This window comes from Campylobacter concisus, assembly GCF_003049085.1.
Taxonomy (GTDB): Bacteria; Campylobacterota; Campylobacteria; order Campylobacterales; family Campylobacteraceae; genus Campylobacter_A; species Campylobacter_A concisus_H.
In genome coordinates this window covers 1-16,265 of sequence record NZ_PIQX01000010.1, presented here as the reverse complement: position 1 = coordinate 16,265, position 16,265 = coordinate 1, and the positions used below count along the sequence as shown (strand labels likewise).

The 16,265-nt window shown below is 39.6% G+C and carries 20 protein-coding genes; 3 read left to right on the top strand and 17 right to left on the bottom strand.

Going from position 1 to position 16,265, the window contains the following annotated elements:
- The first annotated feature begins 1 nt into the window (after window position 1).
- On the top strand, window positions 2–289 hold the full coding sequence (locus CVT13_RS09645) for a ComEA family DNA-binding protein (RefSeq protein ID WP_107812416.1): 288 nt from the start codon (window positions 2–4) through the stop codon (window positions 287–289).
- 75 nt (window positions 290–364) lie between these two features.
- Window positions 365–1,939 (top strand): phosphoethanolamine transferase, encoded by a 1,575-nt coding sequence (locus CVT13_RS09640; RefSeq protein ID WP_107812415.1) that lies wholly within the window; start codon window positions 365–367, stop codon window positions 1,937–1,939.
- Between the two features lie 42 nt (window positions 1,940–1,981).
- On the opposite strand, the gene glyS is transcribed toward CVT13_RS09640, so the two are convergent.
- The 13 genes from glyS to CVT13_RS09580 form a co-directional block, all read right to left on the bottom strand.
- Window positions 1,982–4,000, bottom strand: coding sequence for a glycine--tRNA ligase subunit beta (glyS, locus tag CVT13_RS09635; protein WP_107812414.1), 2,019 nt, complete (start codon window positions 3,998–4,000; stop codon window positions 1,982–1,984).
- Window positions 3,997–4,149, bottom strand: a complete 153-nt coding sequence (locus CVT13_RS10230; RefSeq protein ID WP_159071119.1) for a hypothetical protein — start codon at window positions 4,147–4,149, stop codon at window positions 3,997–3,999. The genes glyS and CVT13_RS10230 overlap by 4 nt, the downstream gene beginning before the upstream one ends.
- Window positions 4,150–4,152: 3 nt before the next feature.
- Window positions 4,153–5,556 carry an endonuclease/exonuclease/phosphatase family protein gene (locus tag CVT13_RS09630; RefSeq protein ID WP_107812413.1) on the bottom strand — a complete coding sequence of 468 codons (1,404 nt, stop codon included), beginning with the start codon at window positions 5,554–5,556 and terminating at the stop codon, window positions 4,153–4,155.
- On the bottom strand, window positions 5,553–6,032 hold the full coding sequence (locus CVT13_RS09625) for a tRNA (cytidine(34)-2'-O)-methyltransferase (RefSeq protein WP_103577356.1): 480 nt from the start codon (window positions 6,030–6,032) through the stop codon (window positions 5,553–5,555). The genes CVT13_RS09630 and CVT13_RS09625 overlap by 4 nt, the downstream gene beginning before the upstream one ends.
- A gap of 73 nt (window positions 6,033–6,105) precedes the next feature.
- A complete protein-coding gene (locus CVT13_RS09620) occupies window positions 6,106–7,293 on the bottom strand; it encodes a CCA tRNA nucleotidyltransferase (protein WP_107812412.1) in 1,188 nt (395 codons plus the stop codon).
- A complete protein-coding gene (locus tag CVT13_RS09615; RefSeq protein ID WP_107812411.1) occupies window positions 7,253–7,669 on the bottom strand; it encodes a CiaD-like domain-containing protein in 417 nt (138 codons plus the stop codon). Before CVT13_RS09615 ends, CVT13_RS09620 begins: the two co-directional genes overlap by 41 nt.
- Window positions 7,666–7,911 (bottom strand): hypothetical protein, encoded by a 246-nt coding sequence (locus CVT13_RS09610; protein ID WP_021091490.1) that lies wholly within the window; start codon window positions 7,909–7,911, stop codon window positions 7,666–7,668. The genes CVT13_RS09615 and CVT13_RS09610 overlap by 4 nt, the downstream gene beginning before the upstream one ends.
- Window positions 7,908–8,975: a 3-isopropylmalate dehydrogenase gene (gene leuB, locus CVT13_RS09605; protein ID WP_107812410.1), complete on the bottom strand. Its 1,068-nt coding sequence runs from the start codon at window positions 8,973–8,975 to the stop codon at window positions 7,908–7,910. The genes CVT13_RS09610 and leuB overlap by 4 nt, the downstream gene beginning before the upstream one ends.
- 3 nt (window positions 8,976–8,978) lie before the next feature.
- Window positions 8,979–9,458, bottom strand: a complete 480-nt coding sequence (locus CVT13_RS09600; RefSeq protein WP_107812409.1) for a 3-isopropylmalate dehydratase small subunit — start codon at window positions 9,456–9,458, stop codon at window positions 8,979–8,981.
- A gap of 135 nt (window positions 9,459–9,593) precedes the next feature.
- Window positions 9,594–9,776, bottom strand: coding sequence for a DUF2892 domain-containing protein (locus tag CVT13_RS09595; RefSeq protein WP_107812408.1), 183 nt, complete (start codon window positions 9,774–9,776; stop codon window positions 9,594–9,596).
- 4 nt (window positions 9,777–9,780) lie between these two features.
- Window positions 9,781–9,942 carry a DUF2892 domain-containing protein gene (locus CVT13_RS09590; protein WP_021091464.1) on the bottom strand — a complete coding sequence of 54 codons (162 nt, stop codon included), beginning with the start codon at window positions 9,940–9,942 and terminating at the stop codon, window positions 9,781–9,783.
- A 10-nt stretch (window positions 9,943–9,952) separates the two neighbouring features.
- Window positions 9,953–11,290: an NAD(P)/FAD-dependent oxidoreductase gene (locus CVT13_RS09585; RefSeq protein WP_107812407.1), complete on the bottom strand. Its 1,338-nt coding sequence runs from the start codon at window positions 11,288–11,290 to the stop codon at window positions 9,953–9,955.
- An 84-nt stretch (window positions 11,291–11,374) separates the two neighbouring features.
- On the bottom strand, window positions 11,375–12,019 hold the full coding sequence (locus CVT13_RS09580) for a Crp/Fnr family transcriptional regulator (protein WP_103582985.1): 645 nt from the start codon (window positions 12,017–12,019) through the stop codon (window positions 11,375–11,377).
- Between the two features lie 83 nt (window positions 12,020–12,102).
- Here CVT13_RS09580 and CVT13_RS09575 point away from each other — a divergent pair, with 83 nt between their 5' ends.
- On the top strand, window positions 12,103–13,062 hold the full coding sequence (locus tag CVT13_RS09575) for an SLAC1 anion channel family protein (RefSeq protein ID WP_107812406.1): 960 nt from the start codon (window positions 12,103–12,105) through the stop codon (window positions 13,060–13,062).
- A 20-nt stretch (window positions 13,063–13,082) separates the two neighbouring features.
- Here CVT13_RS09575 and CVT13_RS09570 read toward each other — a convergent pair whose 3' ends face one another.
- The 4 genes from CVT13_RS09570 to CVT13_RS09555 all read right to left on the bottom strand — a co-directional run bounded on the left by CVT13_RS09570 (window position 13,083) and on the right by CVT13_RS09555 (window position 16,066).
- Complete coding sequence (locus tag CVT13_RS09570) at window positions 13,083–13,934, bottom strand: hypothetical protein (RefSeq protein WP_107812405.1); 852 nt, start codon at window positions 13,932–13,934, stop codon at window positions 13,083–13,085.
- A 182-nt stretch (window positions 13,935–14,116) separates the two neighbouring features.
- The gene (locus CVT13_RS09565) at window positions 14,117–15,013 is read right to left on the bottom strand and encodes a DUF4299 family protein (protein ID WP_107812404.1); all 897 of its coding nucleotides are present in this window, start codon (window positions 15,011–15,013) and stop codon (window positions 14,117–14,119) included.
- A 19-nt stretch (window positions 15,014–15,032) separates the two neighbouring features.
- The gene (locus tag CVT13_RS09560; RefSeq protein ID WP_072594648.1) at window positions 15,033–15,392 is read right to left on the bottom strand and encodes a DsrE/DsrF/TusD sulfur relay family protein; all 360 of its coding nucleotides are present in this window, start codon (window positions 15,390–15,392) and stop codon (window positions 15,033–15,035) included.
- Window positions 15,393–15,466: 74 nt separating this feature from the next.
- Entirely contained in the window at window positions 15,467–16,066 is a 600-nt protein-coding gene (locus CVT13_RS09555) for a LysE family translocator (RefSeq protein ID WP_107812403.1), read from the bottom strand.
- Between the last annotated feature and the right edge of the window lie 199 nt (window positions 16,067–16,265).

Here is a 16,265-nt window from a genome sequence, read left to right as displayed (position 1 = left end):
GATGTGGATTAAAATTTTACTTTGTTTGGTAGTTGCAAGTATTGCATATGGCGCTAATCTAAATACAGCCAGCAAAAATGAGTTAATGGGGCTTGGGCTAAGTAAAGGCCAAGCATTAAACATCATAAAATACAGAAAAGCCCACAAATTTAAAAGCATCGATGAGCTTGAAAAAGTCCAAGGTATTGGTTTTAACGATATGCAAAAAGTTAAAGAAAAACTTAGCATAAAAGAGAATGCGAAAGTCAAAAAAACTGAAGCAAAAAACTCCAAAGGCAAGAAAAAATAATCTTATTTTTATTTTAAATTTCTAGCCATTTACATTTGAGTCCTATTATTATGGCTTTTTACAAAGGCTGAAAAGATGCTAAATATTAATAAATTTAAAAGTATCAGTTTTTTAAAGTTTCTGACTTTATTTACTGCTTACATATTTTTTATAAATTATATATTTTTATACAAAGGCGTTCTTTCAGGCTTTCTACAAAATAATCAACTTTCTTTTTCTATATTCTTTTTTCTTATATTTGCAATTGTCTTTATCTTAGTTTTCGCTAGTATTTTTTGCATCTTATTTGTACCTTTTTTACTAAAGCCAATTACAATTATTTTGATTTTAGCAAGTGGCATATCTGCTTACTTTATGCAAGCATATGGTGTTATTATAGATAAAGATATGTTATTAAACGTCCTACACACCGATACCAAAGAAGCCTTTAGTTACTTTAGCACAGGTTTAGTTTTTTGGATAATTATTACAACCATCTTACCTTGCGTATATGTAGCATTTGTAAAGATTAACTATGGTAGTTTCAAAAATGAGCTTAAATCAAGAGCAAAAATTATCTCATTTTCTATAGTTGCGATAGCTATCATATTTTCATTAACGTCTAAAATTTTTATACCATTTTTTAGAGAACACTCGAATTTAAGAACCGCATTGCTCCCATACTATCCCATCTATTCAGCTGTAAAATTAGTAAAATCGATCACACAAAAACCACTACCTTTTACCTATGTAGCAGATGATGCGGTACTAGCTGATAATAAAAATAAAATTTTAGTTTTGATAGTTGGCGAGACGCAAAGAAGCAGAAACTACTCACTAAATGGCTACGCTAAAAACGATACAAATAAATTTACTAAACAAAAAGATGTGGTAAGTTTTACGAATTTCTACTCATGTGGAACCGCAACAGAAACTAGTGTGCCTTGCCTATTTTCAGACTTAAAGCGAGAAAATTTTAGCAACCGCGAAGCAAAAGCTCGTGAAAATTTAGTTGATATCATCAATAAACTTGGCATAAAAACATACTTTTTTGGCAACAATAGCGGCGGTTGCAAGGGCGTTTGCGACAATCTCGATCAAAACCATACTTCAGATCATCGAGCAGAAGGCTTTGACGAAGTGATATTTGATGAGGCCAAAAAGGTCATCGAAGATGCAAATTCCACTACCCTTATCGTGCTACACCTGCAAGGCTCGCATGGCCCTATCTACTACAAAGGCTACCCAAGCAAATTTAAAGAATTTACCCCAACGTGCGATACTGCGGAGCTAAATAAATGCACGCCAGAAGAGATAGCAAACACCTACGACAACACCATTTTATATGAGGACTATCTACAAAGTGAGCTGATAAACGCCCTTGAAGCAAGAAAAGATAAATTTGAAGTCACCATGTTCTTTTTCTCAGATCACGGAGAGAGCCTAGGCGAAAATGGCATATATTTACATGGTCTGCCTTATTCCATCGCTCCAGATGAGCAAAAACACATCCCAGCCATAGTCTTTTCAAGCGATAGCGAACTTTTGAAAAGGCTAAAAACTAGGAGAGATGAAAGTCTTTCGCATGATTTTATATTTAGCTCAGTTCTTGGATATTTTGTGGTAAAAACTAAGGTTTATGAACCAGAATTTGATATCTTTAGGAAGTAAATTTAAAGCCAGCCAAGGCAAAAGCCTGAAGCTGGCGTAAATTTAAAAGCTGATCTCTTTTATATCAGCTACTTTTAGTATCTCGCTATAAATTTGACCGATGATCGCAATGCGGTTATTTCTTATCTTGTCATCTTCAACATTTATCATAACTTTATCAAAGAACTCATCGATCTGTGGTTTTAGAGCAAATAGTGCTTTTAGCCTTGGCTCGTATGCCAAGCTCTTATCAACCGCTTTAAATGCGTCATTTAGGGCTTTTTCAGCGTCTATCTCAAAGAGGCTCTCATCGACCTTGCTAAATTTATCATCTTTTATGATGTTTGCAAGGCGCTTAAATGTCGAGAAATTCTCCCTAAAACTTGGCTCACTTGAAATTTTAGCAAGTGCAGTGATCATCTTTGTAAGCTCCAATATATCCTTTTCACCACTTTTTATGCACGCTTTTACGATAGAAGCGTTTACGTCAAAGAAGGTGTAGAGCCTATCAAGGATGAAATTTATAAGCACTTCAACGTCAAATTTCTTGTAGTCTTTTGCGATATCTTCTAAAATTTCTTTTACGTTAAATTTCAAATTATGCGCCAAAACGATCTTTATCACGCCATTTGCCGCACGCCTTAGAGCGTATGGGTCTTTGGTGCCACTTGGAATTTTACCGATGCTAAAGAGCCCCATTAAAGTATCAAGCTTATTTGAAAGCGCCACAACCGAGCTAAAGACCTTGCTTGGGCACTCAGCCTCCTCGCCATCTGGCAAATACTGCTCTTTTATGGCTAGAACGACGTTTTCATCTTCTTTTTTAGCCTTTGCGTAGTAAGCGCCCATGATGCCTTGAAGCTCGGTAAACTCATAAACCATCTGTGTTGTAAGGTCGGCCTTACTTAACATCACAGCTCGCTCAAGCTTAGCCCAATACTCGCCAGCTTCTTTTTTGAGTAGTCCATCGTAGTTGCTGGCTAGTTTTTTAGCCACTTGTAGCTCTCTAAGCTCTTTTTCGTAGATACTTCCAAGCTCTTTTAGGTAAGTTATATTTTTTAGTTTTTCTGGGCCAAATTCGTGCGCTAGGTCGCTTTGCCAAAAGAACATCGCATCACTTAGCCTTGCTCTTAGCACCTTTTCGTTGCCTTTGATGATGAGTGAGTAGTCCTGGGTGATGGCGTTACTAACAACCACAAAGCCATTTGCCAGTTTGCCACCTTTAAAGACTGGGAAGTAGCGCTGATTTTCCTTCATTGAAGTGATGATGACCTCACTTGGCACCTCCAAAAATTCCTCTTCAAACGAGCCAAGAAGTGCTGTTGGATACTCGGTGATCGCCACAACTTCAGCTAACAAGTCTTTATCGATCTCGATCTTTAGTCCGCTTTTTTGGCTGATCTTTTCAAATTCATCAAGGATTATTTTTTCTCTCTCATCCGCCTCAAGCACGATACCACGCTTCTTTGAATCTTCAAAATACTCTTTTATGTTTGAAATTTTTATCTTGTCATAGCTAATGCTTCTATGTGGATAGGTTGAATCACCGCTCTCTACTCCAAATTTATTAAATTTTATGACTTCATCGCCAAGTAAACACAAAAACGATCTTATCGGGCGAATAAACTCAAACTCGCCGTTGCCCCAGCGCATAGACTTGCCAAAGTTAAGACTCTTTAAAAACTCTTCAACCATCTCACCCATTATCCTAGCAACCGGCTCGCCTTTTACCTCTTTTTCGTAGTAGAGCACCTCTTTGCCGTCTATCTCTTTAAATTTAAGCTCACTCTCGTCTATGCCGCATTTATTTGCAAAGCTAAGTGCTGCCTTTGTAAAAGCTCCGTCTTTTAGCGCAACTTGCTTTGGCGCACCAATAAAGCTAGCTATGCTATCAGGCTGAGATTGTGGAAATCTCTCATGGAAAAAGACCAAACGACGCGGCGTATAATAAAATTTAAAAGGACTTACAAGATTATATTTTTCAAGTACAGCCTGCCATTTAGCATTGATATTTGGCAGCTCCCTTAAAAACGGTATCGCTGGAAGCTCCTCAACTCCAATTTCTAATAATAACTCTTTCATATTTCACTCTTTTTATTAAAATTTTCTCTTTTTTCTCTTACCATCTTTCTTACTCTCTCCTTCTCTTGCGACTGCAAAATGACGCCTCTTATCATAAAAATAAGAAATAAAACAAACGCCGTAATCATAAAAATATCTAAAATTTGCACTCTCTACTCCACAACGATTTGGTTTTCTCTCTTGTAAATTTTAACTCTCGCGTTTTCAAAACTATACTCGCCATCTTTTAGCTTTTTCTTGCTATAAACCCTGATCTTACCATATGGTGTATGCAGGTAACCTCTCTCAAGCCTGCCCGAAATTTTAGCAAAGACATCGCCACTTCTAGCTTCGCTTAATTGCGATGCATCTAGTAAATTTTCGCTAATATCTTTTATGCCATGCTCATTTATGATCTCATAAGAGCTAACTTCAAGCGCATCTTTATAAATTTTCATTCGACTTACTAAAACATCTAGCTCTTCGCCTACAGTAACGCTATTTTTAGGATCATAGACATAAATTCCGCGGTGATTTTTCGAGATAATAAAGCCATGCTTATCTTTTAAGATAACAACCGCTTTTTCAATCACGACTGGCACAGCTTCTGGATGATCAAAAAGCGTATCCACATCAGCCGTCTTATAGCTTTGTTCGCTTATTTTTTTATTGGCTTTATTCTCATCTTTTTTAAAAATTTTACTCACAAAGCCTTTTTTTACTGGGCTTGGATCAGTTGAAATTTTAAACTTTAATGCAAAGTGATCTGAGTAAAAGTCGCTCTTTGCAAAGCCTTTTTCATCGACTGCAAAGCTTGGTTTAAAGACTTCAAAACTGCCACTAACATAGCTTAGATCGCCATTTTCCATAAAGCTAGGTGAAAGCAAAACATGATCGATCGCTCTTTTTTTGCCATGTACTGCGTGAGAATATCTATCTTTTGGCTCAAGCTCTTTATAAAGATCATAAAAATTTCTCGTTACAATGATGTCATTTAGGATGGATTTTTGTCCAAAGGGCGAGTTAAAATCACCCAAAATAATTGCATTTTTCTCTTTACCTAGAGCTGTTCTTAACGTTTTTTCAGCCTTTTTTTGCATATTTATACCATTTCTATAAGTTGGAAAGTGATTTACAAATATGCTAAATTTCTTACCTTCCGTCTCAAAAACAACCTTTAAAATATTTCTCGTCTTTACGTTTGGAACTTTAAAAATTTCACTGCCACTTGGCTGCAACTTTGAAATAAGCCCGAGCCCAACAGGCGAATTTTTCTCCTTTGTAAAGCTTATAAATTTATACTCGCTATCACTTACCAGAGCTTTTAAAACTTGTTCATTTTCGATCTCTTGAAGTGCGATAATGTCTGCATTTAGTGCATTTATGACTTGTCTTGTCCTTTGTAGTTTCGAATCAGCCGCCTCGCAGTCCCACTTTGATACGCCTACTTTAAAATCAAGATACTCGCTACCATCATCTTTGCAATCAAATAAATTTTGCACATTATAAGTTGCAATGCTAATTTCACTCGCAAATGCCACTAAAATGGTAAAAAACAAAGCAAAAACTACTCTCAAATCTCACTCCTAAAGTCAAATTCAGCGATATTTTGCCTGATCGCCTCATAAGCGATAATGCCAGCACTCATAGCTAAATTTAAGCTCCTGCCCTCTTTTCCCATTGGTATGGTTATGGCGTTTTTAAAATTTATATCCATAAATTCTCTTGGCAGCCCAGTACTCTCGCCACCAAAAAATATAAAATCTCCTGGCTTAAACCTAGCCTCGTAGTAAAGCCTATTTGTCTTTGTGGTAGCGAAGAAAAATCTATCCTTGTGGCTTAAGTTTGCTTCTAAAAATTCTTCCAAACTATCCCAAATTTTTGGATTTAAAATTTTCCAGTAGTCAAGCCCTGCTCGTCTAACAGCCTTTTCACTCAGATCAAACACAGTGGGCTTAACGATATGCAGCTTTAAATTTGCATTAACGCACATTCTACCGATAGCTCCAGTATTTTGCGGTATCTGAGGATGAACTAAGACTATGTTAAACATAAGCTTTCTTTGCCTTAAAAGTGTTATAAACTAGCCTATTTTAGCCAAAATGGGCTTTTAAGAGTTTTAAAGACTAATCTTTTCTAGGCTTACGCTCGCTTAGATATTTTGAAATTTCAAGCTCTTGCCTACGTTTTATCTCTTTTGCAATTTCTTCGTTTTTAAAACCAGCTGATAAAATTTCTGCCACATCGACTTTCGCGTCAAATTTTGCCTCATAAATTCCAAGCTTCTTGGCACGCTCTATCCGCTCTTTATTATAAGCTCCAAGCCATGATTTTATGGGCATATTTAAAGCTATTTGCATTAGCTCTTTATCGCTTGGCATGTCCTTAAAATAAGGCTGCTTTAAGATAGAAAAGTAGCTCTTTGGCAGACGCATTTTCTCTAAAATTTCTTTTGCATTAGACTCAAATTTTCCAAAAAGTAGATACAAAAATAGCCTCTCATCATCCACAAATTCTCTAGCACTCTTAAGATCGCTTAAAAACCCATCATCTTTATAAATTTGCATACCAAAAATTTCTTTAAAAAGTCCAAGCTCAAAGAGATAGTAAGCTCCCTTTTCTAGATACTTTGCACGAAAAAATTTAATAAGCTCAGTATTTATCCTATCTCTACTTAGATGCTCTAAACTAAGGCTTTTCATAAGAGCTAGCGTCTCATCAGCTATGATAAAATCAAGCCTCGCGCTAAACTGCACTCCTCTAAGCACCCTTAGTGGATCCTCTTTAAATTTTTCACTATCAATGTGCCTTAATGTCTTTTTTGCTAAATCTTGCCTCCCGCCGTAAAAGTCTAAAATTTCTCCATTAAAGATATTCATCATCATGGCATTTATCGTGAAATCTCGCCTAAGGCTCGCTATTTTGGGATCATTAATATAGCTTACTGAAAAGTCTTTGTGTGAATTTCCAGTTTTGCTCTCGCTTCTTGGAAGCCCAATATCGTAGTTTTTGTATTTGTAGATAAAGTAGCTTTTGCCAACTCCGCTAGCGCCTATGCTAGCCATTAGCTCATTAAATTTAGTAGGCTCGATATCATAAACCTCTATGTCATAATCGTAAATTTCTCGTCCCAAGAACGCATCTCTCACGCAGCCACCCACAAGATAAACACGTGAAGTAAATGGGGCAAATAGCGATCTAAAAAAGTCTAGCTCGCTATTTTTATAAATTTCATTTTTGATTTTTATCTCATTTTTTGAGCCGTCTAATGGCTTATTTTGAGAGATTTTGGAGTCTATTTTCGATATTTGCAAGGGTAAATTCTAAAAATTTTGTCGTTAGCTCAAGCCTTGAAGCGAGATCTTGCTCACCAGTTTGTTTAAGCCCTTCAAAAAGCACTTCTATGCGTTCAGCAAGGTTTGCTAAGAAAATTTTCTCTTCACTCACCTCTCTATTTTTTATTGGACTTACTGGCTCCTCTTTTACCTCAAATGCTTGCTCATTTTGTAAATTTGTCTCAACTTTTAGCTCATTATTTAGCGCATTTTCATTATTCTCTATGGCCAAAAGCTCTTTTTTTAAATTTTCTCTCTCAAGCTCTTCTTGCTTTTTATTTTGCAGTGCTTCTATTTTTTCAAGCTCAGCGCTAACCTCACTGATTGCCATTCTAGCGATATCATCAAGCTTCATAATCTTATCAACCACCTTTTAAATTCATTTATCTCTTCATCACTTTTCATCGCTATAAAAAACTCTTTCATCTGCTCGTTTTTTATCGCTCGCTCTTTGCGAAGTCCGCTCAGGCGGTTTATCGCGCTAAGTGCATCTTTGTTTGACGGATCTTGCTTTAAGATATTTTTATAAATTTCAAGTGCATCATCTTTTAGCCCCTGAGCTTCGTAGATCAGTGCTTCAGTGATTGTGTTTTTCATTTTTTGATAAATCCTGTGATAACATCGCCTATCTCGCTAGTTGAGCAAATTTCAACTGCGTTAAAAGCAGCGATATCTTTTGTTCTATAGCCTTTTGCAAGTGCCTCTTTCACTGCATTTTCTATCGCATCTGCGGCTTCATTTTCACTAAATGCGTATCTTAGCATCATCGCTGCACTTAAAATTGTTGCGATTGGATTTGCTATGCCCTGCCCTGCGATATCTGGAGCTGAGCCGTGTATTGGTTCATAAATTCCCACTTTGCCACCCATGCTAGCGCTTGGCAAAAGTCCTATCGAGCCACAAATCATACTCGCCTCATCACTTAAAATGTCGCCAAATAAATTTTCAGTAAGGATGACGTCAAAATTTGCTGGGGCTCTTACTAGCTGCATTGCCGCGTTATCCACATACATAAAGCTAAGCTCTACTTCAGGATAGGCCTTTGCTACCTCGTTAGTCACCTCGCGCCAAAGCTGACTTGTCTCAAGCACATTTGCCTTATCGACCATACAGATCTTTTTCTTGCGAAGCATTGCTGTTTCAAAGGCGATCTTTGCGATGCGCTCAATCTCCATTTTAGAATAAACCATCGTGTTAAACGCTCTATCTTCACCTTTTTCTCTAGGCTGTCCAAAATAAAGTCCGCCTGTTAGCTCACGAACCACGACAAAATCAACGCCTCTTAAAACCTCTGGCTTTAGTGTGCTAGCATCCACTAGCTCATCAAAAACGATGGCTGGGCGTAAATTTGCATAAGCTTCAAGCTCTTTTCTAATCTTTAAAAGCCCGCTCTCTGGCCTTAGATGTCTTGGCAAACTATCCCACTTCTCGCCACCGATCGCCCCAAAAAGCACAGCATCAGAGTTTAGAGCAGAGTTAAGCGTCTCATCTGGCAAAGGCACGCCAAATACATCATAAGCTGCACCGCCCATAAGCTTGTAGTCGTATTCAAATTTTATCCCAAACTCAGCGCTAACGACATCTAAAATTTTTATCGCCTCATCTATGATCTCAGGACCGATACCATCGCCTTTTATAACACAAATTTTATATTCTCTCATTATTTAATCCAACTTTACTTTTGCGTATTCTATAAGTCCGCCGGCGTTTAAAAGCTCTTGCATAAACGGCGGTATGGGGCTAAATTTATACTCTTTGCCGCTGGTTAAATTTACGATCGCGCCGTTATCTACGTCTATTTTTAGTTCGTTGCCCTCGTTTATCTCGTCCGTTTCTTTGATTTCCAGTATCAAAAGCCCCGTATTAAAGCTATTTCTATAAAAAATTCTAGCATAGCTTTTAGCTATCACCGCGCCTATACCGGCAGCTTTAAGCGCGATAGGAGCGTGCTCGCGAGAGCTACCGCAGCCGAAATTTTCGCCCGCTACGATAATATCGCCCTTATCTATCTTGGAGCTAAAATTAGGATCGGCGTCCTCCATTATATGTTTTGCTAAGATATTTTCGTCGGAAGTATTTAAGTATCTGGCGGCGATAATTATATCGGTATCGATATTGTCGCCGAATTTCCAAACTTTATTCATCGTTTCGCCTTTTTTAAATTTTCGAGATTTTAGCCAAAAGTAGCTAAATAATTCATCAAACGGCGAATAAAATTTGCGGCCCAAACGGCTAAAGGGCAAGGCAAAGGGCGTTTAACGCCCCCCCCCCTTTTTTTTTTATTTTTTTAAATTTAAAGAACACCTGCCTAAGAATTTACACGCAGGACAAAAACCCGTAACGCCGACGATAATCGGGATTAACCCGATTAACGCCCAGTAGCTCTCGTAAAAATACCAAACTGCCGCCATAAAAACTAGCCCTAATGCCACTCTAATGATTCTACTTTTGGTGCTTACCATATTTTTACCTTTTCTTAAAAATTTTATAAAGCGGGCAGTAGCCGTAATATCCCGTTAAAAGCGGAATTAGCCCGACCGTCCACAACCAGCAGTCGCAAATAAATCCGAAAATAAAAAACCAAATCGCCGCTATAATCAAACGTATAGTTTTATCTAAAACGCTCATTTTATCTCCTTTAAGCCAAAGCTTTTAGCATTCCGTTCATAACCATAGGTTTAAATCCGTAAATTTTAACCAGCCAACTCATGTAGCTCTCTCTGGTAGCGCCGAAGCACTCTAACGTCGGAGCCGTTCCCTCCCAGTCGAACTCTACCATTATGGCCTTGCCGTATTTGGTGATAAAAGGGCAAGCCGTATATCCGGTAAATTTCTCGCTAGGTTCTCGTCCTTTTATCGTATCGGCTAAATTTTTAGCTAAGATCGGATACATTTTCCTAACGCTAGCCCCCGTTTTGCCGGACGCAAATCCGCAAATATCGCCGATACCGAATATATTTTTAAATTTTGTACTTTGCAGGCTGTATTTATCGACGGCTAGGAAATTTAGCTTGTCGCCCTCTTTAGTTAGGCCGGCGCGAGCTAAAATTTCGCTTCCTTTTTGCTTAGGCGGCAGGTGAAGCCAGTCGTATTTTACGTCGATTAGCTCGGACGCGATTTTATCTTCGCCGTTTTGTCTATACGCCGTCCAAAACTCGAAAGTAGCGGTATTTGAGCTTTTATCGACGGCTACGATTTGGTGGCGAAGATTAAATTTTATCTTTCTTTTTATCATTATTTGAGTCATCGCCGCGGCATAAGTCGGATCGCCGAAAAGCTTGCCGCCGCCGACGTAAAGATTAACGCTGCCTTTATCGCGGTTGCCGGCCAACCTCAGCCTATCTTCGCTCATGCATGTTACTTTTTTATTAGCGCCGCTGCATTTCATCGGGGTTTTTTGATCGCAAAATACAGCCGCGCCGCCGTTTTGAGAGAATTTTTTCATCAGCTCGTTGCTCTTTACGGCGCCTTGTAGAGTGTAGACGGAGGATATGTTGCCGCTCGTATCGTTAATATCCTCTAAGCTCAGCCCCTTAACGGCTTCAAAGTCGTATTCCACGCCGCTTGCTACGATTAGATAATCATACCCCAGCTCGCTCCCGTCGTCTAAGACGAGTAGATTGGCTTCGGGCTTTATCTCCGATACGTTTTTGCGTATCCACTCGGTTCCTTGCGGGATATAATCCGCTTTTTCGTAAACGACGTCGCTAGCTTCGTAAATTCCGACGGCGATTAGCGTAAAGCCCGGCTGATAGTAAAATTTCTCGTCTTTATCCACGAGAATTACCTTGGCGTTAGGCATATCTCTTCTAAGTTTAGCCGCCAACGCGATACCGCTAAGTCCCGCGCCCATTATGACGATTTTAGAATTTATATCGTCGTTTTCGCCGCCCGTTGCCGAGCAACCGCTCATACTCGCGGCTAGTCCCGCGGCCCCCATTAGCTTTAAAGCGTCTCTTCTTTGCAGTCCTTTCATAAATTCTCCTTTTAAACGAGTTTATGAAATGCTACCTAAAAAAGGCCGCTCTCTCCGTAACAAAGTTACCTTAAAACGAGAATTTTAAGAAACTAGCCTTATTTCGCCGCGGCTTTGCGTTATTTGCCCGCTTCTCTCAAGCTCTTTAAGTACCCTAGATACCGCTTCTCTAGCGCTTCCTAGATGATTCGCCAGCTCTTCGTGCGTTATTTTTATAAAATTTTCGTTTAGATTTTCGATGCTTTGGGATAAAAAATTCATAATCCGCGCCGAAAGCGGCGAAAACAAAGCCTGTTCCATAACGTTTATCGTTCTGGCAAACCGATCGGCTACGATTTTTAGAGTAAAATTTAAAACGCTCGGATATTTTTCTTTAAGAGGTTTGTAAATTCGCGCCGGAATAACGATAATCTCGCTATCTTGCTCGATTTCGACGCTTACTTTATTTTCTAGCGAATTTATAGAACACGTATCGCACAGCACGCAACTCTCGTCTTTAGTTAGCCTAAATATCGTTATTTCCTTTGCGTTAGACGATACGAACGCCCTTAAAACGCCTTTTAGTATAAGGATAAATCCGAAGCAATCGTTTCCGGAGTAAAATATATCGCCCTTTTTTACGGTTTTTAGATACGCGTTAGCAAAGATCGCATTTAGATCCTCGCTTGCTAGATCGAAATTATTCGTAAACCTCTCGCGCAAAATTTCTTTTAACTCTTCGCTTAGCATTTTGCCCTTTCGTGACTTCGTTACAAAAATTTAACCTTATTATAGGTAATATTGCATAAAAATTTAATACGAAAAGAAAAACAATGCACGATGTTAAGAAAAACGACTCGCAAAGCAAAATAAAATCGCTGCCGATTATGCTTTTCGCCGGTACTATGGGGCTTGGAGGGCTTTGCGCGGCTTATAAGAAACTAAGCGAAATATTTGATTTACCGAGCGAGATATTCTCGGCGCTTAGAACGCTAGACTGCACGGTATTTTGCCTACTTTCGGCGTTTTACCTCTTTAAGCTTTTAAAATTTAAAGAAGAAGTAAAGGCCGAATTTTCGCACCCTATAAGGATAAATTTTTTCGGCGGATTTATCATCTCGCTTTTTCTTTTAGCTCTAGCCTACAAAGACGCGCCGCGACTATACTACTCGCTTTTTTACGCGGCTTTAGGCTTGCAAACGATTTTTACGCTTTACGTAATTTCTTTTTGGATCGACGAAAAATTCGATATCGCGACGCTAAATCCGGCATGGTTTATCCCCGTAGTGGGCAACTTGCTAATCCCGATCATAGCCGAAAAATCTCAAGCGATCTGGTATTATTTTAGTTTGGGGTTATTTTTCTGGATTATTTTATTCGCCGTTATATTTTATAGGTTAGTTTTTTGCGATAAGTTAGCCGACAAATTCGTCCCGACGCTAGTCATTACGCTAGCGCCGCCGGCTATGGCGTTTTTGGGATACGTAAAATTAACCGAGCGATTCGACGCTTTTGCGGCGATACTACTTAATATAAACGTATTTTTCGCGGCGCTTATACTTTTTTCGTATAAAAGATTTATTAAACTCAAATTTGCCCTATCGTGGTGGGCTTTTACCTTCCCGACGGCCGCTAGCTCTATAGCGTTTTTAAAAGCTTACGAAATTACGCAAAGCGATTTTTATTTAGTTTTAGGCGTCGGCGCTTTTACGGCTCTAGTCGCTTCGATTTTGATAGTCGGGTTTTTAACGGTTAAATCTATAATAAACGGCGAAATTTTTTCGGAAAAATAGCCTTAGCTCAAAAATTCACTTTAGTAGTATTCGTAGCTAATTTCTAGCTTTTTATATAGGCCGATTTCCGTTATGTCGCCGTTTTCGTAGTATTTGTCCGCGGGCTTAAATTTGACCGAGGTTTTACGCGTCAAATTTCCTCGCTCGTCCCTCGTTATATCTTTAAACTGCAATATTTGCCAGATTTTTGCCTCGGAGCCGAAGTAATTTACCGACGTATACTCCATCTCGTCGCCGTTTGCGGCGTAGTAATAGACCCATTTTGAGTTTGGGGCTTGCGTGATTTTTTCGTATTCGCCGTTTGGCTTGCGTTCGAAGCTTATCTCTATGCCGTGGCGCAGCTCCATATTATTTTCTATCCGCGTTAAAACGCCCTTTTCGTCGTAGACGTAGCTATCGTCCGTCACTAGCGTCCCGCCCGAATACGCCGCCCGGGCGATCATTTTGCCGTCCTTGCCGTAAGTGGTTTTCTCCGTGCGTGGGTAAAATTTATCCTCCACATGCTGCTCTTTGGCCGTCGCGACTAAATTTTCGCCGTCAAATTCGTATTCGTAGAGATAAACGGCGCTATCTTGATATTTTTTGCGCACTAGCCCGTCTTTGCCGTACTCAAACAAAACCGAGCTGTTTGGCGCGCCGTTTATATGCTCGGTTTCTTGCACTATATAGCCGTTTTCGTTAAACTCCGTCCGCTTTACGCGCGTATTTTCTAGCGCGCCCAAGCCGTCCATAGAGTATTCATACTCCGTAGCCGTCATACTTTTGACCTCGCCTTTTAGCTCTCTTTTGCTCCAGTCGCTTTGCGGTAAAACGGCCGAGTTTAGATAGCAAACCGCCGATGCCGCCGCTAAAATAGTTTTTAAAATTTTCATTTTTATCCTTTTTTAAATCACGCAAAGCCTAGATTAGTTTAGGTTAAAATTTCGCATAATTTAGCCCCAAAAGCGACAATACCGGTAAAATCCTAGCTTTTACGAGTTTAAACCCGCGCTTGAAACCGACTTAAATTTTTAAGCAAGCCTGAGGCGAATTTTCATTTCGGCAGTTTATTAACTTAAGCTTCATTTGCCTTTTTAAAAATTTCTCTCATCTCTTCTTCGCTAAGCGGCTCAACCAGTATATTTGCAGCGTCTATGAAGCGATATTTTTCTTTTGGCAGATTTACCATAAAAGCGCCATATTCGCATTCGCCGAGCACGTGCGCGTCCTTATCGTCTACGCCGACTACTAGCGTAAGTATCCAGCGAGAGACCTTGCACTCTCCTAGAACTTCTTGCGCCTGCCACGACGGAGAGGGAGCGTAAGGCAAGATAGTCGGTAAATTTTCGCTAAGCGTATATGCGCCAAAAATTTCGTTGCCGTCTTTATCTTCGTATAAATTCTCTCTTGCGCTATAAGCGTCAAGATACTGCACCCGCCTCATCATCTCATCAAATTTAGCCTCAGGGCTAGCGCTTACAAAAATTTCATCTATCATAACCGCGTCAAACGCCACGTCGCGCTCCAGGCCAGAGATATAAAGCATTTGATTTTTCTCTTTTGCGTCTTTTAACGCTTCAAGTCCCCACATTATGTCGGCTTCATAATCAAATTTTAAAATTTGCTCGCTATCGTAAATTTCCTCGTTGTCGCACTCTATTTTCGAGCCGGTTTTGGCTGAAATTTTAGAAAGAAACAAAATCGCCGTCTGCCAGTCGCCAACGCCGCTTGGAGTGCAGACTCGAACGATATATTTGCCGTTTTCGTAGCTTAGTTCAAAGCCGCGAGCGCTCTTTTGCCATACGCCAGCAATCATCACGTTTTCGTTTAGCGAAAGCTCGCTCGGCTCGTCGTTTTGGCTATTAAAAAAGCAAAATCCCTCTATAAACTCTGAAATTTCACGCTCGCTTAGCGCCTTTTCATATCCGCCCAAAAGCTTCTTTTTATTTTTTACCTTAAATGTTACGCTCATAAATTCTCTTTTGCCTACTCTAAAACGTCATCGCTTGATCGCACTGCCTAACCCACTCGGATAAGATATCCATGCTACCTTTCACCTCAGCCTCGAAATAAGGCTCTCCCGCATGCAAACCGCACCTCGTTTGGCAGCTACCGCAAACCTTTAGCATAGCGCCGCTAGCGTAAAGCTCTTTTAACATCGCTACTAGATCTACGTCGTAGTTTTCCGGCTTTTTGGTGCTATTTCGCGCAAGATCGACCGCGTCGTTCATTAGAAAAATTCTGACCTCTTCGCCTTTTTCTTTTAGCGTTTTAGCTAGCCTTAATGCGTTGTAAGCGTTGTCGGTACCGTTGTATGGTTGATTTGTAAGTATAAATAGAAATTTTTTCATCTTTTTCTCCTTTTGCCAAAAATGTAGTGCAAACCGGGCAAATTTTAGCCAAGCTATATAAAAAGAGGCTAAATTTATCTAAAAAGTAAAAGTACTCCGATCGTGCAGACGATAATGGCGGTGCAAATTTCAAGTAGCCTTAGGTGCGTTTGTAAAAATTTCTTTAGCATAGCTCCGCCGAGTGCGTAGATATTTAGCGAGCAAAACTCGATGAAAACGAGCGTTGCCGCGATCGCGCACATACGAGTTAGACTAAAGGGATCGTCTTTATCCAAAAATGTAGGCAGTAAAGCCGAGAAAAATATCCATGCCTTTGGATTTGTGACGCAAACGATGAGGCCGTTTATAAACATCTGCTTTTTGCTTGGTAAATTTGAGACGTTTGTTACGCTAAGCTCGCCCTTGCCAAAAAGAAGCATCGCGCCAAGATAGAGCATATAAAGCCCTGCAATGATGTTTAGCGCCTTAAATGCGTACTCAAAATGATGAAGTACCGCGCCCGCGCCAAGCATACAGCAAAATGCCACGAAAGCAAGCGAAAGAAGCTGTCCGGTCATCATAATAAGCGAGTGCTTATAACCAAAGCTCATACCGATACTCATCGCATAGGTCATGTTGATGCCTGGCATTAGCGAGATAGGAGCAAGCGTGGCGAAAAAGAGCAAGAAGTCCATAAAAAGCCTTGAAATTTAGCTAACAAATATAAAAATTTAAGCTATAAATCAGATCCAGCAATCAAATTTATAGCTTAGATTTTAAGATAGAAGTCAAGAGAATTTAACAATTTCTTTCAAAATGGGGAACATCAATAAAGCTTTTGAAATTACCGCCCCAACGATTAAGAGTATTTAAGCTCTCCCAATAATTGCCAAT